This window comes from Paenibacillus sp. JT22N1, from assembly GCF_059692155.1.
Genome location: NZ_JCAUAW010000012.1, coordinates 161,433 through 185,155, shown reverse-complemented (window position 1 = coordinate 185,155; position 23,723 = coordinate 161,433). Strand labels below are relative to the sequence as shown.

19 protein-coding genes are annotated in these 23,723 nt (G+C 44.8%); 14 read left to right on the top strand and 5 right to left on the bottom strand.

All coding sequences use genetic code 11. The annotated features are described in order from the left end of the window. Positions 1 to 31: 31 nt before the first annotated feature. The 3 genes from AC58UU_RS23270 (at position 32) to AC58UU_RS23260 (ending at position 4,340) form a co-directional block, all read left to right on the top strand. Entirely contained in the window at positions 32 to 2,092 is a 2,061-nt protein-coding gene (locus AC58UU_RS23270) for an alpha-glucuronidase family glycosyl hydrolase (RefSeq protein ID WP_497319215.1), read from the top strand. Positions 2,093 to 2,190: 98 nt separating this feature from the next. Beyond that, positions 2,191 to 2,985, top strand: a complete 795-nt coding sequence (locus AC58UU_RS23265) for a Nif3-like dinuclear metal center hexameric protein (RefSeq protein ID WP_497319213.1) — start codon at positions 2,191 to 2,193, stop codon at positions 2,983 to 2,985. Between the two features lie 203 nt (positions 2,986 to 3,188). Then, the gene (locus AC58UU_RS23260) at positions 3,189 to 4,340 is read left to right on the top strand and encodes a Gfo/Idh/MocA family protein (protein ID WP_497319211.1); all 1,152 of its coding nucleotides are present in this window, start codon (positions 3,189 to 3,191) and stop codon (positions 4,338 to 4,340) included. 25 nt (positions 4,341 to 4,365) lie between these two features. Here AC58UU_RS23260 and AC58UU_RS23255 read toward each other — a convergent pair whose 3' ends face one another. The 5 genes from AC58UU_RS23255 to AC58UU_RS23235 all read right to left on the bottom strand — a co-directional run bounded on the left by AC58UU_RS23255 (position 4,366) and on the right by AC58UU_RS23235 (position 8,256). Then, the gene (locus AC58UU_RS23255; protein WP_497319209.1) at positions 4,366 to 5,271 is read right to left on the bottom strand and encodes a helix-turn-helix domain-containing protein; all 906 of its coding nucleotides are present in this window, start codon (positions 5,269 to 5,271) and stop codon (positions 4,366 to 4,368) included. A gap of 21 nt (positions 5,272 to 5,292) precedes the next feature. Continuing rightward, positions 5,293 to 6,147 (bottom strand): SDR family oxidoreductase, encoded by an 855-nt coding sequence (locus tag AC58UU_RS23250; protein WP_497319207.1) that lies wholly within the window; start codon positions 6,145 to 6,147, stop codon positions 5,293 to 5,295. Then, complete coding sequence (gene uxuA / locus AC58UU_RS23245; protein WP_497319205.1) at positions 6,144 to 7,232, bottom strand: mannonate dehydratase; 1,089 nt, start codon at positions 7,230 to 7,232, stop codon at positions 6,144 to 6,146. The genes AC58UU_RS23250 and uxuA overlap by 4 nt, the downstream gene beginning before the upstream one ends. 18 nt (positions 7,233 to 7,250) lie before the next feature. Beyond that, positions 7,251 to 7,928: a GntR family transcriptional regulator gene (locus AC58UU_RS23240; RefSeq protein ID WP_497319203.1), complete on the bottom strand. Its 678-nt coding sequence runs from the start codon at positions 7,926 to 7,928 to the stop codon at positions 7,251 to 7,253. 169 nt (positions 7,929 to 8,097) lie between these two features. Beyond that, on the bottom strand, positions 8,098 to 8,256 hold the full coding sequence (locus AC58UU_RS23235) for a hypothetical protein (RefSeq protein ID WP_497319201.1): 159 nt from the start codon (positions 8,254 to 8,256) through the stop codon (positions 8,098 to 8,100). Positions 8,257 to 8,400: 144 nt separating this feature from the next. Here AC58UU_RS23235 and AC58UU_RS23230 point away from each other — a divergent pair, with 144 nt between their 5' ends. From AC58UU_RS23230 to AC58UU_RS23180, 11 genes are all read left to right on the top strand, one after another. After that, entirely contained in the window at positions 8,401 to 9,948 is a 1,548-nt protein-coding gene (locus AC58UU_RS23230) for a response regulator transcription factor (protein WP_497319199.1), read from the top strand. Beyond that, complete coding sequence (locus AC58UU_RS23225; protein WP_497319197.1) at positions 9,948 to 11,657, top strand: histidine kinase; 1,710 nt, start codon at positions 9,948 to 9,950, stop codon at positions 11,655 to 11,657. The genes AC58UU_RS23230 and AC58UU_RS23225 overlap by 1 nt, the downstream gene beginning before the upstream one ends. Positions 11,658 to 11,768: 111 nt before the next feature. Further along, a complete protein-coding gene (locus AC58UU_RS23220) occupies positions 11,769 to 12,665 on the top strand; it encodes an ABC transporter permease (protein ID WP_497319195.1) in 897 nt (298 codons plus the stop codon). Between the two features lie 24 nt (positions 12,666 to 12,689). Beyond that, the gene (locus AC58UU_RS23215; RefSeq protein WP_497319193.1) at positions 12,690 to 13,565 is read left to right on the top strand and encodes a carbohydrate ABC transporter permease; all 876 of its coding nucleotides are present in this window, start codon (positions 12,690 to 12,692) and stop codon (positions 13,563 to 13,565) included. 62 nt (positions 13,566 to 13,627) lie between these two features. Then, a complete protein-coding gene (locus AC58UU_RS23210) occupies positions 13,628 to 15,229 on the top strand; it encodes an extracellular solute-binding protein (protein ID WP_497319191.1) in 1,602 nt (533 codons plus the stop codon). 25 nt (positions 15,230 to 15,254) lie between these two features. Beyond that, a complete protein-coding gene (locus AC58UU_RS23205; protein WP_171649360.1) occupies positions 15,255 to 15,617 on the top strand; it encodes a cupin domain-containing protein in 363 nt (120 codons plus the stop codon). Between the two features lie 15 nt (positions 15,618 to 15,632). After that, positions 15,633 to 16,634 carry a Gfo/Idh/MocA family protein gene (locus AC58UU_RS23200; RefSeq protein ID WP_497319188.1) on the top strand — a complete coding sequence of 334 codons (1,002 nt, stop codon included), beginning with the start codon at positions 15,633 to 15,635 and terminating at the stop codon, positions 16,632 to 16,634. Further along, a complete protein-coding gene (locus AC58UU_RS23195) occupies positions 16,628 to 18,424 on the top strand; it encodes a glycoside hydrolase family 36 protein (RefSeq protein ID WP_497319186.1) in 1,797 nt (598 codons plus the stop codon). Before AC58UU_RS23200 ends, AC58UU_RS23195 begins: the two co-directional genes overlap by 7 nt. A 358-nt stretch (positions 18,425 to 18,782) precedes the next feature. Next, complete coding sequence (locus AC58UU_RS23190; protein WP_497319184.1) at positions 18,783 to 20,042, top strand: FAD-binding protein; 1,260 nt, start codon at positions 18,783 to 18,785, stop codon at positions 20,040 to 20,042. 303 nt (positions 20,043 to 20,345) lie between these two features. Further along, on the top strand, positions 20,346 to 22,097 hold the full coding sequence (locus tag AC58UU_RS23185) for a sensor histidine kinase (protein WP_497319182.1): 1,752 nt from the start codon (positions 20,346 to 20,348) through the stop codon (positions 22,095 to 22,097). Continuing rightward, positions 22,094 to 23,722, top strand: a complete 1,629-nt coding sequence (locus AC58UU_RS23180) for a response regulator (RefSeq protein WP_497319180.1) — start codon at positions 22,094 to 22,096, stop codon at positions 23,720 to 23,722. The genes AC58UU_RS23185 and AC58UU_RS23180 overlap by 4 nt, the downstream gene beginning before the upstream one ends. The last annotated feature ends 1 nt before the right edge of the window (position 23,723 follow it).

The window sequence follows — 23,723 nt, the reverse complement described above, 5'->3', positions numbered from 1 at the left end:
TGAATGAACATAAACTAGCGGAGGTATCACGATGAGTCACATCACGAACGCATATGCCTGCTGGTTGCGCAATGCGCCGATAAACGATGATAAGAGGGTAGAGGAATATCGGGAGTGGGCACGGGAGATCGTCGTTCCCGGTCCTGTATCAGAGGTGCTTCAGACTGCGGTCGCCGAGTTGAAGGATGGTCTCGATGCCATGCTTGGAGTGAGGCCCCTCCGTTCAACGGCTTCCAAAGGGAGCGCCTGCATCTTGATCGGCGTCCGCGGGCAGTTACAGGGTTTTGATGCGGAGCTAAGTTGGCAGGATGGATCCGAGGACAGTTACGTGATCAGAAACGTATCGATAGATGGACAATCAAGACTTGTGGTTGCTGGCCATTCGGCCAAAGGAGCCTTGTACGCGGTTTTCCATCTACTGCGGCTGATGCAATGCGGCGAGAGTTTGGCAGATCTTGAGATAACGGAAACGCCTGCGAACGGATTGCGGATGCTAAACCAATGGGATAATATGGACGGTTCGATTGAACGAGGCTATGCGGGGAAATCCATATTCTACCAAAATAATGAGATTGTTCGAGACATGTCCCGAATCCGTGATTATGCCCGCTTGCTGGCATCGGTGGGGATCAATGCCGTTTCGATCAATAACGTGAATGTACACTCCGTAGAATCCTTGCTGATTACGGATAAGCTACTACCGGATGTCGCCCGGGTCGCCGGCGTATTCCGGCGCTATGGAATCTCAACTTTCCTAAGCGTCAACTACGCCAGTCCGATGCAGCTTGGAGGCCTGACCAGCGCAGACCCACTTGACGAAAACGTCAGGCAGTGGTGGAAGGAGAAAGCAGAGGAGATTTATCGGGATATCCCGGACTTTGGCGGCTTCCTGGTAAAGGCAGACTCCGAGGGGCGACCCGGGCCGTTCACCTATGGGCGTGACCATGCCGATGGTGCGAATATGCTGGCGGAAGTGCTTCAGCCCTTCGGCGGGATCGTCATTTGGCGCTGCTTCGTATACAATTGTGAACAGGATTGGCGCGATAGCAAGACCGACCGGGCGAGAGCAGCGTTCGATCATTTTACACCACTTGATGGTAAATTTCGTGATAACGTCATTCTGCAGATTAAGAACGGACCCATGGATTTCCAGGTCCGCGAGCCGGTTTCTCCGCTTCTCGGAGCGATGTCCGCAACGAATCAGTTGCTGGAGCTGCAAATTACGCAAGAGTACACGGGTCAGCAGAGACATCTGTGCTACCTGATCCCGCAATGGAAAGAGGTTCTTGATTTCGATACGTTTGCCCATGCGAGCGGAAGTACGGTTGCGAAAGCAGCCAGCGGCCAGTTATTCGGGAGAAGGCTTGGGGGCATTGCTGCGGTATCGAATATTGGAGACAACCGGAATTGGACCGGACATACGCTTGCACAAGCCAATTTATATGGCTTTGGAAGACTTGCTTGGAATCCGCAGCTATCAGCTGAGCAAATCACGCTAGAATGGATCTACATGACATTCGGTTCTGACCCCGATGTAGCACGCAGTGTGTCGAAGATGCTTCTCGATTCGTGGAGAATCTATGAAAATTACACAGCTCCTCTTGGTGTAGGATGGATGGTCAATCCGGGTCACCATTATGGCCCGAATGTAGACGGTTATGAATACTCAAGATGGGGGACGTACCATTTTGCCGACTGCCACGGCATCGGCGTAGATCGAACCGTCCAATCGGGAACAGGGTACACATCCCAATACTTTGCGCCGCGTTCGGAATGGTACGAGTCGAGGGAGTCATGTCCGGATGAACTGCTTCTCTTTTTCCATCATGTGCCATATACGCACAAACTGAAGACGGGTAAGACGGTCATCCAGCACATCTACGATACCCACTTCGACGGCGCTCTTCAGGCGGAGGAATTGGTCCAGAACTGGAGTTCTATAGAGGGGAAAATAGATGCGGAGCGCTTCGAAGATGTGAGGAGCCGACTGCGAGCGCAAGCGGACCATTCGAAGGAGTGGCGCGACCAAATCAATACATACTTCTTCCGCAAATCGGGCATTCCTGACGAGTACGGCCGCATCATTAATTAAAATTATGAAGATGGGACAAACGAGATGACGTGGTCACCGGTGTCTGTCTACAATCCCGTCTTTATTTTGCTGATCACTTCATATAAGGGATGGTTTGGATGACGATTACAATTGGACAGGTTATTGATCGATTGTTAGAGCAGGCTCCAGTAACCGAGCCCACTGTGGATTCATTGAGAGTCGGATCGGCCCAAACGGAAGTAACGGGAATTGTCGTTGTTTTTTTGGCCACGCAGGCTGTGATCGAGCAGGCTGCGGCTTTAGGAGCCAACTTGATCATTTCACACGAAGGGACGTTTTACCGCCACCAGGAGGATATGAAGGGGGTACTGGATGATCCGGTTTTCAACGAAAAGCGCGAATTGCTTGATCGTACCGGAATCGCCATTTATCGTTATCACGATCATATTCACCGTTACAAAACGGACGGTATTATGATGGGGTTAATAAACGCACTTAGCTGGGCGCCCTATGTTGAAGAGCATTTGCCCGCTGCAACGGTTGTGCAAATTCCTTGTATGACCCTTGAACGAACGGTGCAATACTTGAAGGAAAAGCTTCAAATACCATTCGTGCGCGTTGTGGGGAAAATAGAGATGTCTTGCACCCGCATTGGACTATTGGCAGGCTACAGAGGTGGGGCAGCCTTGGCACTCCCATTGCTGAAAGATTACAATCTCGACCTAGTTATCGCCGGAGAAGGGCCGGAATGGGAAACGCCGGAATATATTCGCGACGCTGTTCATCAAGGCAAGAACAAGGCATACATCGCATTGGGTCATGCGGAAAGCGAAGAGCCGGGCATGAAAGAATTGGCGGAACGACTGTCGGAACAGTTCCCCGGCCTTCCCGTTCATTTTATAAGGGAAAAACCTTTATTTCTTATTTTGTAGTTCAATTAGGAAGAATGAAGCGACTTCTCCACTTATTATAGTGGAGAAGTCGTTTGACATTGAGCAGTAGATGGATTCTCCTAGAATAGTGATGTCGTTTTTACACACCCACAAAGTAGTGGTATTTTTGAACAAAGTAACGGCACATATGAAAGCGTGTTCTTGGTATATTTAAAACAACTAAAAGTTGGAGAGTGAAGAGAATGTTGAAGGTAGCGATTATTGGAGCAGGCGCGATTTCAAGAGCGCACATTGAAGGGTATTTACAGTTTCCGGAACGATGCCAGATTGTTGCGATTAGTGATATTTATGTGGAGAAAGCGCAGAAGCGCATTGACCAATTTCAATTAGCTGCCAGGGCGGTTAAGGATTATAAAGAACTGCTGCAGGAGGATATAGATCTCGTTTCCATCTGCACACCCCCATATACGCATGCAACCCTTGCAACTGAGTTTCTTGAGGCGGGCTCTCATGTTATGGTTGAGAAACCGATGGCCTCTTCACTCGAAGAGTGCGACCTGATGAACGACGTTGCCAAGCGGACAGGCAAGATTTTATCGGTAGTGGCGCAGAATCGTTTCAAAACGCCGATGATGAAAATGAAATCCGTTCTGGAAAGCGGACTAATGGGGAAAATTGGTCACGTACAAGTTGACTCCTTCTGGTGGCGTGGGCATTGCTATTATGATCTCTGGTGGCGCGGTACATGGGAGAAAGAAGGCGGCGGTCCAACACTGAATCACGCTGTTCATCACATCGATGCGCTGCTTTGGATGATGGGTAGTCCAACGGAAGTCCAAGCTTTCATGAGCAACGTTTCCCATGATAATGCGGAGGTCGAAGATCTGTCCATCGGCATGTTGCGCTTTGCGAACGGTTCTTTGGGGCAAGTAACTAGTTCAGTAGTTCATCATGGAGAGGAGCAGCAATTGATATTTCAGGGAGCGAGAGCACGAGTTTCCACTCCATGGAAGGTGACGGCATCAAATTCAACAGCCAATGGCTTCCCTGAGCCGAATCATGAGCTAGAGGCTCAGTTGCAAGCTTTCTATGATGAACTTCAGGAAGTTGTGCATGAAGGACATACTGGGCAAATCGATGATGTATTAACCGCTATTGAAACAGGCGTTCCTGTACTTATTGACGGCATCAGCGGACGTCAAACGCTAGAGCTTATTACTGCTATATATAAATCAGCAAGTACTGGGGAACTCGTGAAACTCCCACTGACGAATGAAGATGCATTTTATACAAGAGAAGGCGTGCAAGCGAATGCGACCCAGTTCTATGAAAAGAAGACATCCATCGAAAATTTCGTTTCACAGACGATTACGACTGGCAGCAACTATAAATAGTAGATAAGGAGCCGTTTGACGACGATCACTGCTTCGGAGAAACAGTGATGTCAAACTGACGCTGCCATTGTTTGCGGTATTGGTGCGGCGTAACCCCAATTAATGTTTTAAAAGTCTTGCAAAAGTGTGAGCAATTGGGCATACCAATGGTTTCACCGATATGAGCTACAGATTGCTCTGTCGAGATTAACAACTTAACACCCTCCTGCATGCGTCTTGCAATCACGTAATCAGAAATGCTGGAGCCGGTGCACTCTTTAAATAAATGGGATAAATGGTGTGGAGAAAGGTGAAGCTCATTCGCAATTTTCTCCAAACGTAAAGATTCGGTGTAATGCCCCTCCAGCCATGCGAGAATTCGCTCTGCTTGGTGGGGCTTTCTTGCTGTACTTGTACGAATTTGGCCTGAACTTTGTTCCCAGATGTGCTTAAATTCGTGGAAAAAAGCAATCAAAAACAAAGAGTATTCTTCGAAGGCATCTTTCTTACTTAAAGTGGATTGTTTATGATCCAACATTTGGAGAAGAAGGTGAAATTGTTCTTTCTCACAAAGGTTATATAAGCAAGGGTAGGGTAGCTTGTTTGAATGAATATGTCTAAAAAAAGCCAATAGACTTGGCCATTTTTCGAAATAGACTTCGTAAAGAGAAGGCTCGAACTGAATGATAGAACGAACGAAGGGGACTTCTGGACTTAGTTCCATCTGGATATGGTGCAGTTGGTAAGGCTGGAAAACACACAACATACCGGGCTTAACTTCGTAACTTTTCTGATCAACTATAAGGGTTCCATTCCCTTCATGGACGATTAGAATTTCAATGCCTTGATGGGCATGGAAAGTTCCTTGAAATTGTTCTTTCCCTGTACTTTTTCGTTGATATGCAAAATACAGCATTATTTCGTTCAAACCAATAGGTTGAATATAAGACATCAGGCTCACATCCTTTTTTCATTAAACGCCTGAATATGCCATAAATCCGCCATCAACGGGAATTGTTGTGCCTGTTACGAAGCCAGACATATTTTCATCGGTTAGCCAAAGTAGAGTACCAAGGAGATCTTCCGGTTTGCCGAAACGCCGCATGGGCGTGTGAGTAATAATTTTATGCGATCGATCTGTAAGAGACCCATCTTCTTTAAGTAAAAGCTTCTCATTTTGCTGTGTCAGGAAAAATCCTGGAGCAATTGCGTTGACACGTATTCCGCTCTCAGCTAAATGTACAGCCAGCCATTGAGTGAAGTTGTTAATGGCTGCTTTGGCAGCACTGTAAGCAGGCACCTTGGTCATAGGTGAAGGTGCGCTCATGGATGAAATATTGATAACGCTTGTGCCTTGCTTGCCAAGCATCTGCTTTACAAATATTTGAGTTGGAATCAAGCTACCAATGAAGTTCAGATCAAGCACATTACGAAAGCCAGTAACGCTTAAATCGAAAAATGTTGTTAAGTTCGGATTGCTTAGATCTTCCGCATTAAAAATCTCATTTGTTGTATTTGCACTTGGATGGTTACCGCCGGCTCCGTTGATTAAGATATCGCAGGATCCGAGTTGTTGAAGAACGACTCCAGCTGCCTGCTGCGTGCTGTCTACGTCTGTGACATCACAAGCAATAGCAATGGCATTACCGCCAATTGAATGGATTTCGGCCACAACCTCTTGACCCTTTTCAAGGGTACGATTCAAAATGGCTACTCGAGAGCCTTGACGAGCAAGTTCTAATGCCATGGAACGACATAACACACCTGCCCCGCCAGTAATGACAATTACTTTATCTTTCAGTGATGGATGATTAGTTAATGTACTCATTCGTTTTCTACCGCCTTTTGGGTTAGTGAATTTTTGGAATACGCATCCCAAAGTCCCCAGAGATACATAATGCCAAGAGCGCGATCGTATAGGCCATAGCCTGGACGACATTGTTCGTTCCATATATGTCTGCCGTGATCTGGTCTGCAAAAACCATCAAAATTATTTTGATGCAGTGCTTGAACGATTCCAGACATATCAACCGTTCCGTCTTGCGTGCGGTGTGAGGTTTCGATGAAATCCCCATTATCGTAAACACGGACATTACGCAAATGTGCAAATGGAATGCGATCAGCAAATTCATGGACCATCGCAACTATATTATTGGAAAGGTTAGCTCCAAGAGATCCGCTGCAAAGTGTGAGGCCGTTATACGGACTAGCGTGTAGGTTTAAGAAACGTCGAATGTTTGTCTGGTTCGTCATTATTCGCGGGAGTCCGAATATCGGCCATGGCGGGTCATCCGGATGAATGGCCATTTGAATATCGTGTTCGGCAGCAACTGGAATAATAGCGTCCAGAAAATATTTGGCGTTATTGAACAAATCTTCTTCGGTCACATCGCGATAGGCATCAAACAACTCGGTTAAGCGACCCAGGCGTTCTGGCTCCCAACCAGGCATTGTAAAATTCGGGTTTGCATTTATTCGTTGAACTTGCTCGTCTAAATTTAGATTGGCTATTTTACTTTGTTCATAAAATAAGGCTGTAGACCCGTCTTCAAGGACTTTATGTAAATCTGTTCGTACCCAATCAAATATAGGCATGAAGTTATAGCAAATCACTTTGACGCCAACAGCTGCAAGTTTAACGATTGTTTTCTTATAATTTTCGATATATGTATCTCGAGTAGGAAGTCCTAGTTTAATATCCTCATGAATGTTTACACTCTCCACGACTTTCAAATGGAGACCTACATGATCGGCTTTTTCTTTTAACACCATGATTTTATCCATCGGCCATTCTTCGCCCACCGGGATGTCATGCAGTGCCCAGACGATGCCCTCTACGCCAGGAATTTGCTTAATTTGGTCAAGACTGACCGTGTCATTGCCTTCGCCAAACCATCGGAATACCATTTTCATACCCGTTGTCTCCTCCCGTTATTTGAAGTATGTGGGGAACTTTTGCTTGAGCAACGCTTGATCTAAAATGGTCAAATGCATATGCTCACTCATTATTTTTTCTGCCTTAACTACGTTGCTTTCTTGAATGGCTTCCACCATTTGTTGATGCTGAGTAAAAAGATCATCCCAATGATGGTCAGCCGCAAGCCTTAGCATTCGGGTCCTGTTTAGGTGTACATTGATTTGTTGAATAACCGCCCATGTATTGAGTTTTCTACAGCCTTTAAAGAGAGTTCTATGGAAGGCTTCATCATATTCAAACATTTTTTTATAATCCTGATCGGTGACACATTTTCTCTGCAAAATAAGGTTGGTTTGAAGAGCATCTAATTCTTCAGAAGGAAAGCTGAGGCAAGCCAATCGAATGACAGCGCATTCTAGCTGTTCGCGCATGAATCGTGCTTCTTCCACAAGCTCTAAGTCGATGAGCGAGACAACCGTTCCGCGTTGCGGGTAGATATCCAACAATCCTTCCTGAGATAGTCGAACAAAACTTTCTCTTACTGGCGTTCGGCTAACACCAAACTGAATCGACATTTCTTTTTCTGAAATACTTGTGCCAGGAAGTAGCTCGTTACTTAAAATTTGCCCCTTAAGTGTGTGGTAAACAGCTTCACGTGCGGAATGAATCGGTGGTTTGATTGTATAGTTCATTGAGCAACTCCTTAGTATCATTATTACCCATACTACCATACTTGTATGGTAGTATGGTAGTGAAATTAAGTGCCTATGAGAATGTGGAGTTGCCTTTGATCTATCGGGGAACCGTAAAAAATGACATGGGGATCATAAATTAATCTATACTGGAAATTTCATCAATTCATTATAATGATAGTTGAAAGCGTTTGCCGGCAAGCATGGCCTTCATACCCTGAGGGTCGTCATCACCGACCAGGCAGGCAATACGAACGGACGCCAATGCTTTGATCATAGGATGGTCCGCGAAGTAAATAATACAGCATCGTACAACACATGCACTCAAGCATCCGACCTGGATTGGCGGATGCTTTTACTCTCTGTGACTTGGAGCGGCTGCCATTGAGGCAGCCACTTTTTCTATATCAATGACCGAAAAATGTAAGAGGACAAGTCCATATAACATATAACTATTGCCGGGAGGATTCCAATGTTTAACGTGTTGATCGTGGACGACGAAAAATTTGAACGTGACGGAATCAAATATTTGCTATCCAAATACAACTTTAATGTAAGTGTTACCGAAGCACAAAATGGCAAAGAGGCACTTGATTATCTTCTTGATCATGAAGTGGATGTTCTGATAACGGATATTAGAATGCCGATCATGGATGGAATAAGCTTGGTGAAATCGCTTAGAAAGCATAACGAATCGTTGAAAATCGTCATTTCCAGCGCATACAGCGAATTCGAATATGCGAAAAAAGCTATCGAGCTTGGCGTAGAGCATTATATATTAAAACCTGTCGACATCGAAGAATTTATTGACGTCATTCGAAAAGTGTTCAGCTCGTGCGAAGCTGGAAGAATGGAGAAAGTAAGGAGCGAAAAGCTGCTCGCGGGATATCATCGAAGTATCAAATACGAGAAGGAAAAAATAATGTTGGATCTTATCAATGGGGCAAGTGTCGATGTGCCGATGAAGACAAGAATGCGGCAATCCGATTTCGATTACCAATATAACTGTTTCCAATTGATCTTGATCCAAGTGAACTTTAAAATATTTGATTCAATGACATATCGGCTGGAGAATGATTTGGGCAACATGATTCAAACGCCATATGACCATGTCAATCTGAACGAATATCAAAGCGTGATCTTGTTAAAATCAAACCATATGCTCGCACATTCCGAATTGTTGGAGATTGGCAACCGGATGCAGCAGTTTTTTACTAATAATGACCTTACCGCCGCATGGATCGTATTCGGCAGATCGGTGAACAAAATCGAGGATCTTCATGATGCATATATGGATATGGAGACGATGCTTGATTACCATCTCTTCGGTCATGGTGAAGGCAGTTTATTGTTCGTGGATCAGTTCTATGTGAAGGAAGAGCAGCCTTCCTCGATCATGAACCGGGATTTGGAGGATATAAAGGGCTTGATTCGATTTCGAAACCTCAAAGAAGGGAAGCGTCGCATCTCCATGTTCTTTGACGAGCTTCAGGAAAGCAATCACTTCTCCAGTATTTACATCAAGCATTTGTGCGTGGAGATTATAAAAGAAATTTGCGCAAATTACCCCATTCACGCTCATAAATTTCAAAGTGTGATTCGAGACGTTTATTTAATTCGGACGCCCGCAGATATCAAGAAGATAATTTACACATTACTCGAAAATGAGGATTCCGATACGACTAACGACAATATCGACCAGAATCGTAAAGTGATCCAGGAAGTTGTTGACCTTATCGCCAAACAGTACAATCAGGATATTTGCTTGGACACGATCGCTTCCGGCGTTCATTTGTCCCCAAGCTATTTAAGTCATCTGTTTAAGAAAGAAACAGGTGAAAATATGGTCAAATATATTACAAGCATAAGACTTAAGGAAGCAAGCCATTACTTGAGGAATACGAATATGAAGATCGTTGACATCAGCAAAGAAGTGGGATTCTCCAATTTGCCTTACTTCTGCACCTTATTCAAGAACTATTACGGTTTTACCCCTGCAAAGTATAGGGAGAAAGCCTAATGAAGCGGGCCCTACGGATTCATGCATTTCAATTCGCTTCTATTAAGCAAAAGCTGTTCCTCTCTTATATATTACTAATCGTGATCCCAATTGTGGTACTGGGCTGGTATTCTTATTATCAGTCCAAGTTATTGCTCCAGAAGCAGGCCCTACAGGGAATACGAGAGACGATTCAAACGATTTCGGACAATATGGACTATAAGGCGGATCAATATAACCGGATTATGGACTCCATTGTGTACAATACCGGCATCCTCAAAATATTCAATAACGATTATACGGACGTATCTAATTTATCTTATGATTTAAGAAGCTACCTAGATCCTACGTTCAACATGATTAAGGGATTAAACAAGGAGATTATTCAGCTTACCGTTTACACGCAAAATAAACTACCGGAATACGGCGATTTTATTCAAAACAGCAGCCGTGTATCGGAAACGAATTGGCACCGGAGCGCTTCAGCCAACGTCAATACGGAATGGTATTGGGAAGATGGAAACTTGATCGTAGCCAGGAAAATACCGGATATTTTCCAACTCCGAAATCCGAGCACCGTCTCTATGTATCTTACCTATAGCAAAATGTTTGAAGGTTTGCAGGGCAAAGAAATGAACAATTTCGGCATTGTCGTAAGAGATAAGAATTCTAATGTCGTTTACAGCAATTCCGCCTACCAAAAACAACGCCCCCTTTTTGAGGCTATGGGCAGATCCTCTAAGATTGGAAATCAAGAATACTTCATTATCGAAGAGCAAATTCAGCATCCGAACTGGACGTTATCGTATTATATTCCGCTTCATGAGGTATCTATCAATGCAACGAGCATCATTAAAGCGACTGTTATTATCGTACTTGTATGTTTTTCAATCCTACTGCTGATGATTTGGATGTTTTCCAACATGTTTACCATACCGATCAAACGGTTGATCCATAAAATGAAACTGATCGAAAACGGAAATTTGGATATCGTCGTCTCTTCCAATTCAATAGACGAATTCGGCATCCTGACCAATAGATTCGGACAAATGCTGCAAAAAATAAACGAGTTGATTCTAGTCGGTTATCAGAACAAGATCGATCAACAGAAAGCGGAATTTAAGGCTCTCCAATCCCAAATTAACCCTCATTTCCTTTATAATACGCTGTCTGCTATTAAGTGGAAGTCCGTTCAGGCTGGACAGGAGGAGATCAGCAAAATCGTCACCGCGCTTTCCAAATTTTATCGAACGGCGTTGAACAAAGGGGACAATATCATTCCCGTACGTGAAGAGGTCGTCAATATGAAATCCTATGTGGAGATCATGTTGATTATGAGGGAAAGCAGCTTCGACGTTCATTACGATTTTGATGAAGACATATTTCGTTGTGTGACCATTAATTTGATTTTGCAGCCTATTGTAGAAAATTGTATCGAGCATGGGATTGCGGGCAAAACGGACGGGCGGGGAAAGATCACGGTAACAGGACGAAGCCGTGATGGGTATATCGAGATCACGGTAGAGGATAACGGAGTCGGTATGACGGAGGAGAAAGCTCAAGAAGTGTTGTCTTGGGAATCCAGAGGCTACGGGTTGAAAAATGTAAACGACCGGTTAAAGCTGTTTTTCGGCGAAGAGTACGGGATCTCGATTGAAAGCAGTTTGGGGAAAGGAACAGTAATGACCGTTCGCTTTCCGAAAGGAGAGGAGCTATTGATGTGCATATGAATCGAACACAACTTCAAAATTTATTGAAGCATATCTAAAGAATCTGAAATTGTCGGCGAGAACGGAAACTCCTACAATAAATACAAGGAGGTGGACGTTCTGGAGAGCAGAATGAGGAGCTTCAAGAAGTATAAGGTGTTGTATGTGATGATGCTGCCCGCGATAGCTTATTACATCCTTTTCCATTATGTTCCAATGTACGGTGCTGTGCTGGCCTTTAAGGATTTTCAGCTTATGAAGGGGATTTGGTATAGTCCTTGGATTGGCATGCACCATTTTATGTATGCGTTTTCAGATCCGGTTTTTTTGCAAGTGCTGAAAAATACGATCATCATCAGCTTTTACAAATTAATATTCGGCTTCCCTGTTCCGGTCGTGTTTGCCCTGCTGTTGAATGAAGTAGCCAGTGCAAAGTTTAAAAAATTAGCTCAAACGATATCGTATTTGCCGCATTTTATCTCGTGGGTGGTGATGGCGGGGATCTTCATGAGTATCTTATCGATAGACGGTCTCGTCAATTCCGTTATCAAGCTGCTCGGGATGGATCCTGTCTTGTTTATGGGAAATGAACAGTATTTCCGGCTCATTCTCGTGTTGACGGAAATTTATAAAAGCTTCGGCTGGGGAGCGATCGTTTATTTCGCCGCCATTTCGGGTATTAACGGTGAATTATATGAAGCGGCCATTATCGACGGCGCAGGCAGATTCAAAAGGGTTATTTACATTACGATCCCCATGCTCGCTCCAGTCATGGCCATCCTGTTAATTTTGTCGATGGCGGGAATTCTGGATGCCGGGTTCGATCAAATTTTCAATATGTATAGTGTTAACGTATACCGGGTATCGGACATTATCGATACGTATGTGTACAGAAAAGGCATGGTCGAGATGAAGTACAGCTATGCAACAGCGGTTGGTTTATTCAAATCGGTCGTTGCCTTGATCATGATCGTAACTGTTAATCAGGTGATCAAGACGGTGGGCGGAAAAGAGCATGCATTATGGTAAAACCGGCATCTGGCGGAGGGGCTTATGAAGAAAACGAAAAGTGAAAAATGGTTTGATATCCTGCTGTATGCGCTCGTATCAGGGATCCTAATGGTTACCTTGCTGCCGTTCTGGAATCAGATTGTCATCTCCTTATCTTCAGGCAAGGGAGCTTATTCATCCGGGCTGATGTTGGTGCCTCAGAATTTTTCTTTAGCCGCTTATAAGCTTGCTCTGGAATTCACAGGCTTGTGGATCGGTTATGGAAACACGCTGCTGCGGACGGTGCTCGGAGTAACCTTAAGCCTCCTATTTACTTCGATGTTGGCTTATCCTCTTTCCAAGTTGGATCTGCCGCTTAACAGAACGATCACGATGTTCATCTTGTTTACCATGATCTTTAGCGGCGGCTTAATTCCTTCATTTCTGCTAATCAAAAATTTAGGTTTGCTCAACACGATATGGGCATTAGTGCTGCCGTCCTTGGTCGGTACGTACAACGTTCTCATTATGAGAAATTTTTTTCGGTCGTTGCCGGAAAGTCTGGAAGAGTCAGCGAAGGTGGACGGGGCGGGTTATTTTATGATTTTCTGCAGGATCACGCTCCCATTGTCGAAGCCTGTTCTGGCAACGGTTGCGCTATGGGTAGCGGTTTATCATTGGAATGCATGGTTCGACGCCATGATTTATATTAAGGATCCTGGCAAGCAGGTACTGCAAATCGTGCTTCGTAAAATCGTGCTCGAAAACAACCTCGATTCCATGCAAGCTTTGGTCAACAGGACGGATACGACGAAGCATTTGGGCAGAGAATTGTATGCGACTATCGTGATCTTGTCCATATTGCCTATGCTGATCATTTATCCGTTTGTGCAAAAATTTTTCGTTCAAGGTATCATGCTGGGGGCTGTTAAAGGTTAATCCGTTGTAGGACAGGGGAGCCTTTATCGATACATACACTATATAAAAAGGGCGTGATTCAATTGAAGAAGAAAGTGTTAGCAGGCAGTATTATGGCAATTACGCTTGTGGTTATGACCGCATGCACCGGTCAGGGCAATCAGAGCTCCAAAGGAGATGCGGTGGCGACGGCAGGTGTCCCAGGTAAGGAAGAACGATACAAGCTGACTTTCTTAAGCTGGGCCAGTGACAAAATGACGGATCAGCCTTATGCAGTCAAAGTGATACAGGACAAGTTTAACGTAGACATTACCATTGACCCGGAAAAGGCGGAAACGTATCAGCAGCAGCTGCTTTTGGATATCGCTTCGGGAAAGGTGCCCGATTATTGGGTGGATTTGAAAATGCCTGACTACGATAAATTTGTCGCACAGGGCATTCCGGCCGAGCTTTCAGAGGATTTCATCAAGATGAACGCTCCCAATTATTATAATTGGCTGGTCAAAAATTTGGGCCAAGACCCGTTCAAGTATCAACGCCGGGACGGCAAAATCTACTCCTTGCCGATTATATGGACACTCGGCAGCGATGCCACTGTAGTCGGCATCCGGAACGACTGGTTGAAAAATGTAGGGATTACCAAAGTGCCGGAAACTCTCGGTGAGCTGGAAGAAGCGTTAATTAAATTCAGAAACGACGACCCCGATAAGAACGGTAAGAAAGATACGTTCGGCATGACCGCAAAAGCCGAGCTGCAGCCCGGGGTGGTACCGTTCTCGGATATATTCACTTCAATCTTCGCGGCATTCGGCGTGTATCCTGGTGCATTCACAGAAGAAAACGGGAAAATTGTCAAAGGAGAAATTCAGCCCGGCGCCAAGGATGCATTAACCATACTAAATAAATGGTATAAACAGGACCTCATAGATCTCGAGTTTGCCGTGAACAAAAAAGCGAACATAGATGATAAAATCATTTCCGGGAAATATGGCGTCATCGAAAGCAACTGGTGGAACTTTCTTCCCGCAAGAGCGTTCTCCGGAGGCAAATATTTTGAGAAAATACCCGGCGTAGATTGGGCGCTTTTTGCCGGACCCAAAGGCCCGAATGGAGATTACGGCGCACTCCAGAAAAACCCGGTAGGCAATTCCGGTCAACAGTTTTCTAAGAAAATGGAAAAAGATCAAGGGAAACTGAAAAAGTATCTTGAGATTATGGATGCCTACAGCTTTAACACGGATGTTCGCGCCTCGGTCACCTACGGGGAAAAGGGAAAAACGTATAACGTTACACCGGAGGGCGACTATCAATTTATACCTCCATATGACCAAGAAAGCGAACGAATCAAGTTTGGAATCGGACCGCAATATCCGTTTATGGGCAGCTTTAACGATTATGATTTCCAGACTCCATTCATGACCGACGCGAAATATCGGGATTTGAGGAAAAAAGTCGAGCATATCGGCAGAGGGAAATATGATATTCTGGAGCCCGTATCTAGACCCTTGTTCAACGAGAATAAAGATCGTCTCGATCAATTTGCCGTCAAAGCCTTCATCGACTTTATTACCGGGAAACGGCCGATCAACGAGTTTGATGCATTTGTTGCGGAATGGAAAAAAATGGGCGGTGATCAAGTGATGAAGGAAGCCCAACAAAAATACGACGAATTATTCAAAAAATAAAAATGGAAAGAAGGAGTGATTTTAAATGAGAACTTATCGTTTACAGCAGTTGGCAGATGTTACGGAAGGACATATTTTGAAAGACATTATGCCGGGGGATTACCTCTCTTACGGCGGGCTTGCCTTCGAGAAGCCAGGCGCGCGCGCTCATACGAACGACGGTCCAGGCGGCATCGATTATCATGTACATGAAGATTGCGAAGCTTTCCTTATCCTGCAGGGCAAAGGCGAGGTTGAAATCAACAAAGAGCACATGTACCCCGTAAAGACGGGAGATGTCGTCATTATTGAGCCGGGAGAGGACCATCATCTCATTTCAAGCGTAGAAGATCCTATTGTCGTAGTCTGGTGTCATGCTGGACCGTCCCGAAACAAAAATCAAATGTAAAGTAGATAAGAGAGGATGAGCAATATGAAGGCGGTTCTGGTAGGTTTAGGAAACTTCGGTTCAGGGTGGTATAAGAGACTGAGACGTCATGCTGGCGTGGATGCGGTATGCGTTGTTGAAGCGAACGTTCAGCTGCGCGAAACGATTGATCCGGAAACTCCGTTTTACTCGTCTTTGGAAGATGCGATCATCAGCGAGCGCCCCGATTTCGTCATTAATGTTACACCTCCACACATTCACACTTCGATTAATGAGATTGCGTTCGCGCATGGCCTGCCTGTGCTCTGCGAGAAGCCGATTTCGAACGATATTACGGATGCGCAATATATTGTCGGCCAGGCCGAACTGAAAAACATCCCGTTCATGATTTCCGAGAATTACCGTTTCTTCGCCCCAGTGCTAAAGGCGAAGGAGCTTTTAGACAGCGGCGTTATCGGACATTTGTCATCCGTACACATCGAATTCGACCGCTATCATGTCGTACCCGTTCCTTATTTCGGTCGGCTGGCAAACGGATTGCTGGAAGATGTCACGATTCATCATTTCGATATGATCCGTTATTTTACCGGTCAGGAAGCGGTGAAATTGTTCGCTATGAACAGCAATCCGCCCGGAAGCTGGACGGAGACGACGACGGTCCACCTTAGTGCTTGGATGGAGCTTGACGGAGGAACGGTCGTGGATTATCACGGCAGCATGATGGCCAAGGGAAAACTGACTGAATGGTATGGTGATTGGCGTTTCGAAGGTGCGGATGGCGCGATTGTGATAACGAGCAACCGAGTGCAGCTTATGAAGGAAGGAAAAGCCGATGAAGTGTACACCTTCGACGGGGTAGGAAACGTGTTGTCGATCGATGAATTTCTAACTGCGTTGAAGGAAAAGCGGGAGCCAAGACCAAACGGAAGAGATTATTTAAAGTCGCAAAGCTTGGTACATGCTGCTGCTGTATCGTCGAGAACAGGCAAAATGCTTTCCGTGGAAGAAGCACTTAGAGAGGCTGTCTTAAAATGCTGAATTTGGACGATGTAAAAAAAATCAAATCTAGTGTTAGACTTTCCGATTGCACAACAGCTACCGACCGTGAGGTTACCGTAGAGAAATCATGGGTGAATAATCTTTTAAGCGCTAGAGTTGTCAATCGGTCCGATCATTCACTGCGGATTAGAGAGGTCGTGCTTTTTTCTGGGGATATGCCTCTCGCCCCGGATACGCCATTTTATGGTGAAGGCTTTCAAATGCTTACTCAATACGGAGGTACGCTTTCTTTGCCCTATGTGATTGGGGCTTACGGAAAAGATCGGGACTTCTTCCGAATCCCCGAAACTCCGTTTCATGAGAACTTATGGACGGTTTACAATCTATTGGCATTGTCTCCCTATAATGAGGAGCACCTGCTGATGGCCTTTACTTCATGCAATCGCTTTTCCGGCGAGTTTCGATTTAGAAATTCCTATATAGAAGTGATTCTGGATACAGAAGATTTAGAGTTGGGGCCTGGCCAGTCGTGGGAGTTGGAACAATTCATGTTTGCTTCCGGATCGAACCGCGATCTGCTCTTTCAAGAATTGGCTGAATGTCTCAATCGGAACCACCCGCGCATGCTTTATCCTGAAATTCCTACGGGGTGGTGTTCCTATTATTGCCTTCGTCCAATAACTGCAGAGGGACTTTACGATAATGCGCGCAGCATGGTCCAGCGAATACCTGAACTGAAGCGAATTCAAATTGATGGGGGCTATGCAGAAGCTGATGGCGACTTCTTAATTCCGAGTGTCACGCTTGGAGCAGACGTCAAAACAATTAGTGAAGGTATCCGAGCAACCGGGATTGAAGCTGCAGGCTACCTATCTCCCTTTATTGTAGAACCAGGGTCGAAGCTGATGCTTGAGCATCCGGATTGGCTGGTTCAAGATCAGGAAGGCAAACCTTTCAATGGAATCGGTCAGAAAAAGAAGCTGCCGGAAAAGCAATGGTATATGTTGGACGGAACGCATCCTGAAGCCCAAAACTATTTGAGGTCAGCTGTCAGGGTTATGCATGATGAATGGGGTTGGCGGTATTTTAAGCTGGATTTTCTGCAATACGGTGCTTTGCCAGGATGCCGTTACGACAAACAAGCAACAAGAATCGAAGCATTTCGCAGTGGAATGAAGGCGATTATCGATGAAGTCGGGCACGACAGCTTTATTCTGGGGTGCAATGCTCCATTCTGGCCGCTGCTTGGCTTAGTTCACGGGAACCGGGTGACCAATGATATTGCAAGGGACTGGAAACATGTCAGCGGCAATGCGAAGGAGCTATTTCCTCGGAACTGGCAAAACGACACCTTGTGGTATAACGACCCGGATGTCATAGTTCTCGAAAGAGTAACGTTTCGTAACCAGACGATTAGCGGTGAAGTCATTGAGAAGAAATCGGATATTTCAGATCAAGAGTTCGAATTTCATAAAGCCGTTATCCTAGCATCCGGAGGGATGATCCTAAGCGGAGACTTAATTCCATCTCTGTCCGAGGAAAATATTCGGGTATTGCAGAAGCTCTTGCCTCCAACCGGTAAAGCCGCCCGTTTTGACGATGATACGTATACGATTGGACGAATAAAATTGGAGGATCGTTATCTCATTTGCGTCTTCAATTTTGACGATCAGCCTAAAGATATCGAGATAAGCTTGGATGGAAGCTATCGGGTTTATGATTTCTGGACGGAAGAGGAAGTTGGTTACTTCACGAACGCGATGAAACTTAACAGCTTAGAACCTCATTGTGCCAAAGTATTGTATTATGAGGTACACGGGAACTTATAAATGTATGTAAAGGTTTCGAGAGTCGCATGACAAACACGGTTGTACGGTATCAGTTCCGTCAGGTATCGGGGTGTCAATATCCAAACCACAAGATCCGTGTCTTTTCGTTTTGTGGAAGTACGATGTGTCATTGCAGAAATAGCCATGGGATCTCCTTAACAGGAGATCCCATGGCTATTTCTTACGCTATTCTTGGATTCACATAGCTTTTACAAAATATGGAAGTATTTTACCACTAAGAAACAGTTAAACGACAACCGAATGTTATTAAAAGGTCCCTGAAAGTATTACAAGGAGTTTATTAGACCAATATCGAATTTTTAATAAATCATAAATACTTTCGAAGGAGTGTGAAGATATGAAAAATATTTGGAACTGGGCTGGCAACTACAGGTATAGTGCCTCTGAACTCCATATGCCCACAAGCGTGGAACAAGTACAGGAATTAGTGGCTCGCAGTAAGCAAATAAAGGTGCTTGGCACACGGCACTCGTTTAATAGCATCGCCGATTGTACTGAAAGCTTTCTTTCGCTTCAGAAGCTTAACCAAGTGATAGCATTAGATACTGTACAAAATAAGGTAACTGTTGAAGCCGGAATTCGGTATGGAGAGCTTGGTGAACACCTTCATAACCATGGCTATGCGCTTCACAATTTGGCGTCGCTGCCGCACATAACCGTTGCTGGTGCATGCGCTACGGCTACGCATGGTTCTGGTGATCGGAATGGCAATCTTGCTACAGTGGTTGATTCTATGGAAATCGTTCAGGCGAATGGGGACATGGCTGTATTCTCCCGCGAGCAACAAGACATTGCAGGTTCAATTGTTGGGCTTGGAGGATTGGGTGTAGTCACTAAAATTACACTGGATGTGATCCCAACATTTCAAATGAGTCAGCATGTTTACGATAATCTGTCTCTAGTGCAACTAAATGAGAACTTTGACGATATTTTTTCCAGTGCTTATAGTGTTAGTCTATTCACCGATTGGAAGAATGCGAATTTCAATCAAGTCTGGCTAAAGCGGAAACTGACTGATCAAGTCTCTGATCAGGTGGCACCTGAGTTTTTCGACGCGCAATTAGCAACTTCACCTCGGCATCCAGTGCCAGGACATACAGCAGAGAATTGCAGCGAGCAGATGTGCATCGCGGGACCATGGCACGAGAGATTGCCGCACTTTCGCATGGATTTCACTCCGAGTGCTGGAGAGGAGCTGCAAAGCGAGTATTTCGTGCCACGACAAGATGCCTATCAGGCATTGAATGCGCTTAATGGCATACGGGAGCATATCTCGCCACACCTTTATGTTTCTGAAGTTCGTACCATTGCAAAAGATAATTTGTGGATGAGCCCAAGTTACAATCAGGATTCAGTTGCTATTCATTTTACGTGGAAACCGAATTGGGAGGCAGTCAAACAAGTGCTGCCGATGATTGAAAAGCAACTTGCGCCTTTCCGGGCTCGTCCACATTGGGGGAAGCTGTTTACCATGCAGCCCACTCAGTTGAAGCCGCTCTATGAGAAGCTGCCAGACTTCCGACAACTACTCCTTCATTGTGATCCACACGGAAAGTTTCGTAACGACTTTTTGAATAAATATTTGATCGAGAAATAGATATTGATAACGGCTACAATTCTCTTTTTTCATGAATTGTATGGCTGATGGATATGCTGGGTTTTTGTCCAAAGTAATCACACGTGGTATTGTGAGTTCGTTCGCTCATTGGCAGCCTTTTGCATTGCACTGGTCGAAATCGTACAAGCAAGAAGTCAAAAACGGAGTAGTGAGTGACCAGCGCAGTCACTATAATAAAGATATTATTCTAGTAAATATAAGAAGCCAGCAGATTGCTGGCTTTTTTAATTCGTGCATTCAGTCAATAATGATTAGAGAAGAATATGAAAAGGGGGAGCAATCATGACAGGCCGATTTTTTCGAATTCCTTTCAATTCCATTCGTTTCAAGCTGATCGTCGGCGTGGTGCTGATCACAGTGCCGTTAAGTTTGCTGCTCATTTATACCAACTACTATGCGATCGGTGTTGTTCGGAGCCAAGTGGCCGATTCCAACAAAAAAATGATCTCTTTGTATATGGGACAAATCGATGAACAATTACGGTTCGCGGAATCGTATTTAATGGGCTTAACTATCGCCGAGGCCGACTTTACCGGCATTGAGAACAAAGTTTCGGAAAGTGATCGCTACTTCGCTTTAAGAAGACTGTCTAACCGGATTACCGAAAATATGTTGAATTTCAAATCGGTGGACGGCTTTTTTATTTATTCGGCTCCCACGCAATCTTACATGAATGCATTTCGGGAAGTTACCAATTATGCTGAACGAGAATCGGTCAGAAACTTTATTGAGGATGAAACCGGAAAGGCAACGCCCAATTTACCGATCAATCGTTGGTACGTGCAGGAAATCGGAGAAAAATATTACTTGCTGCGTACGATCAAGGTGAGCGATACGTATGTCGGTACATGGATTTTATTCGACAATTTAATGATGCCGCTAAATCTCATCGGTCTAGGTGAAAAAGGGGCAGCCTTATTTACGACGAGTAACGGCGTGCCTTTGGTGAATGCGGAAATTGTCAAGAATAATCGGCTCGATGTAAATAAAAATCTTCAACACTATTATTTAACCGGGGACGATTATCGTTATCTGGTCGTCGGCGAAAAGTCGGCTGTGGGGAATTTCAATCTGATTGCGCTCATACCGGATGAACAAATATTAAAAAATCTTCCTATCCTCCGAAACATTGTCAATTTCATTCTCATCGGAGTTTTCATTCTGTTGCCAGTCTGTTTGCTGCTTCTCCGAAAAACACTGCTCATTCCGATCAATCGACTGATTTTAGCGATGAAACGAATTAAGGATGGCAATTTGGACATGCGGATTCAATCGTTTAAGACATCTGATGAGTTTCAGCTTGTGTATGAAACCTTTAATAACATGATGTCACAAATTCAAGAATTACGGATCCATGTCTATGAAGAGCAGATGAACAAGCAAAAGGCGGAGCTCCAGCATTTGCAGCTGCAAATCAATCCGCACTTTTATTTGAATTCGCTTAATATTATGCACACGCTCGCGCGCGCCAAAAATTATGCGCTGATTGAAGAGATGGCGCAATGTTTGGTTGGCTATTTCCGTTATATGTTCCGAAGTAATTTGACTTTTGTCTCTGTGCAAGAAGAAGTACAGCACGTTCGAAATTATTTGCGCATTCAGGAGCTGCGATTCCCGAATCATTTACAATGTACGATTCATGTTCCTGACTATTTGCTGCGTACCCCGATCCCGCCGCTTGTCGTTCAAACGTTTGTGGAAAATGCGATCAAGCATGCGGTAACGATGGACGAACCGGTTCTATTGACGATCGATATGGAACTTGATGATGCGGCTGCGGCCCCCACTCTCAAAATAACCATACAAGATACGGGGCCGGGTTTTCCCGAGGATGTGCTGGAAGGCATTTGCAGTGGAGCCCAGATGACGAGTACGCAAGGCGAGCATATCGGAATTTGGAATGTTCAACAAAGGCTGCTGCTGTTGTACCAGAGCCGTGCTGAAATCTCATTTGCTAATGATGCTTCTGGAGGTGCTGTCATTGTCATTACGATGCCATTACAGCCGGATATGGGAAAAGGAGAGCGATTATGATGCAAATGCTCATTGTGGATGATGAAATTCTGTTCGTGGAAGGGCTCAAATCAGATTTGCACTGGGAGACGTTTGGGGTTTCAACCGTCCACACGGCTTATAATATTAGGCAAGCGAAGGAGATTTATGAGGCTCATCCCATCGATATCATGCTTTGTGACATTGAAATGCCACAAGGCAGCGGCCTAGAGCTCTTGACATGGGTACGGGAGCATTATCCGAAAACGGAATCGATTTTCTTAACTTGTCATGCCGATTTCAAATTTGCGCAGCAAGCCATTCAGCTTGGCTGCTTTGATTATTTATTAAAACCAGTTGCTCTTACTCAGCTGGAAGAGGTAATTGTGAAAGCAAGGGCTAAGATCAATAAAGAGAGTGAACTTCAGCAATATAGCCGTTATGGCCAATTCTGGGTCCAGCACCAGCCGCTCCTGATTGAGCGATTTTGGCTCGATATTTTGCATGAAACCATTCCCTCAAATTTGGAAGCTATTCGAGAGTCTGCCGCGGATCGCAATATCCCTTTTTCAGAGGAAATGAGGTTTTTGCCTGTTCTAATCAGCGTTCAACGCTTTTATAAAGAGTTGAGTTTGCGCGATGAGAAGATTATGGAATATGCCATTCAAAATAGCGCCGAAGAAATGATCGTTGAGCACAAAGAAAAGGGACAAGTGCTGCTGTTGGGCAGACAAAATCTGCTTGCGATCGTGTCCTGGGATCAAGAAGCTGAACCGGAGATGAAGCGATTGAAACAAAAGTGCGAAGCCTTCATCTCGTCATGCAGACAATTTTTCTATTGCGATATCTCCTGCTACATCGGGAATCGAGCGTTCGTACACGAACTGCCATCGATGGTTCACGAGCTGTCTCATCTCGAGAAAAACAATGTTGCCTATAACAATACAGTTTTCATGCTATCTGGAAAAAAACAATCCGCCAAGGCCGTCGCAATGCCGGATTTGCCTGTGTGGTCGGTCATGTTGAAAGAAGGATCAATGACGAAGGTGTTGTCGGAGGTTGAGCGATATTTGGAGAGCATGATGCATACAGGAGAACTAGATGCGAGGGTGTTGCATCAATTTCACCACGATTTCCTGCAAATGCTGTATCACGTCATCATGCTGAAAGGCATTCAGGCACGCGAGCTGTTAAGTGATGCCGTATCGATGGAACTTGCACCGCGTGCTACGCGTTCTGTAACGGATACGATTGCATGGATCAAGCACATTATGGAGAGATCTCTTCAATACGTGAATACGGTTGAACAAACGCAATCCGTCGCGGAGCGTGTTAGAAATCATATTGCGCTTCACTTGAATGAACAAGAGCTGTCACGCGAGGAAATTGCTAATCATGTCTATTTGAATCCAGATTATTTGGATCGCATCTTCAAGAAAGAAACCGGGATATCGGTTACTGAATATTTGGTTCAGGAGCGTATGGGAATGGCCAAGGAGCTATTGTCCAAAAGCGGCATGTCGATCAGCAGCATTGCCTCGCATGTCGGGTACTCGAATCTTGCGCATTTCTCCAAACGATTCAAAAGTGTGACCGGTATGAACCCGAATGATTATCGACAACAGCATGGTCGGAATGGTACAAACGGAAAGTCGAAAACGGAGTAGT

Excerpts from the sequence above, each read along its gene's own strand:
- AC58UU_RS23270 (WP_497319215.1), top strand. The coding sequence starts at position 32 with ATGAGTCACATCACGAACGCATATGCCTGCTGGTTGCGCAATGCGCCG.
- AC58UU_RS23265 (WP_497319213.1), top strand. The coding sequence starts at position 2,191 with ATGACGATTACAATTGGACAGGTTATTGATCGATTGTTAGAGCAGGCT.
- AC58UU_RS23260 (WP_497319211.1), top strand. The coding sequence starts at position 3,189 with ATGTTGAAGGTAGCGATTATTGGAGCAGGCGCGATTTCAAGAGCGCAC.
- AC58UU_RS23255 (WP_497319209.1), bottom strand. The coding sequence starts at position 5,271 with ATGTCTTATATTCAACCTATTGGTTTGAACGAAATAATGCTGTATTTT.
- AC58UU_RS23250 (WP_497319207.1), bottom strand. The coding sequence starts at position 6,147 with ATGAGTACATTAACTAATCATCCATCACTGAAAGATAAAGTAATTGTC.
- uxuA (WP_497319205.1), bottom strand. The coding sequence starts at position 7,232 with ATGAAAATGGTATTCCGATGGTTTGGCGAAGGCAATGACACGGTCAGT.
- AC58UU_RS23240 (WP_497319203.1), bottom strand. The coding sequence starts at position 7,928 with ATGAACTATACAATCAAACCACCGATTCATTCCGCACGTGAAGCTGTT.
- AC58UU_RS23230 (WP_497319199.1), top strand. The coding sequence starts at position 8,401 with ATGTTTAACGTGTTGATCGTGGACGACGAAAAATTTGAACGTGACGGA.
- AC58UU_RS23225 (WP_497319197.1), top strand. The coding sequence starts at position 9,948 with ATGAAGCGGGCCCTACGGATTCATGCATTTCAATTCGCTTCTATTAAG.
- AC58UU_RS23220 (WP_497319195.1), top strand. The coding sequence starts at position 11,769 with ATGAGGAGCTTCAAGAAGTATAAGGTGTTGTATGTGATGATGCTGCCC.
- AC58UU_RS23215 (WP_497319193.1), top strand. The coding sequence starts at position 12,690 with ATGAAGAAAACGAAAAGTGAAAAATGGTTTGATATCCTGCTGTATGCG.
- AC58UU_RS23205 (WP_171649360.1), top strand. The coding sequence starts at position 15,255 with ATGAGAACTTATCGTTTACAGCAGTTGGCAGATGTTACGGAAGGACAT.
- AC58UU_RS23200 (WP_497319188.1), top strand. The coding sequence starts at position 15,633 with ATGAGCAATATGAAGGCGGTTCTGGTAGGTTTAGGAAACTTCGGTTCA.
- AC58UU_RS23195 (WP_497319186.1), top strand. The coding sequence starts at position 16,628 with ATGCTGAATTTGGACGATGTAAAAAAAATCAAATCTAGTGTTAGACTT.
- AC58UU_RS23190 (WP_497319184.1), top strand. The coding sequence starts at position 18,783 with ATGAAAAATATTTGGAACTGGGCTGGCAACTACAGGTATAGTGCCTCT.
- AC58UU_RS23185 (WP_497319182.1), top strand. The coding sequence starts at position 20,346 with ATGACAGGCCGATTTTTTCGAATTCCTTTCAATTCCATTCGTTTCAAG.
- AC58UU_RS23180 (WP_497319180.1), top strand. The coding sequence starts at position 22,094 with ATGATGCAAATGCTCATTGTGGATGATGAAATTCTGTTCGTGGAAGGG.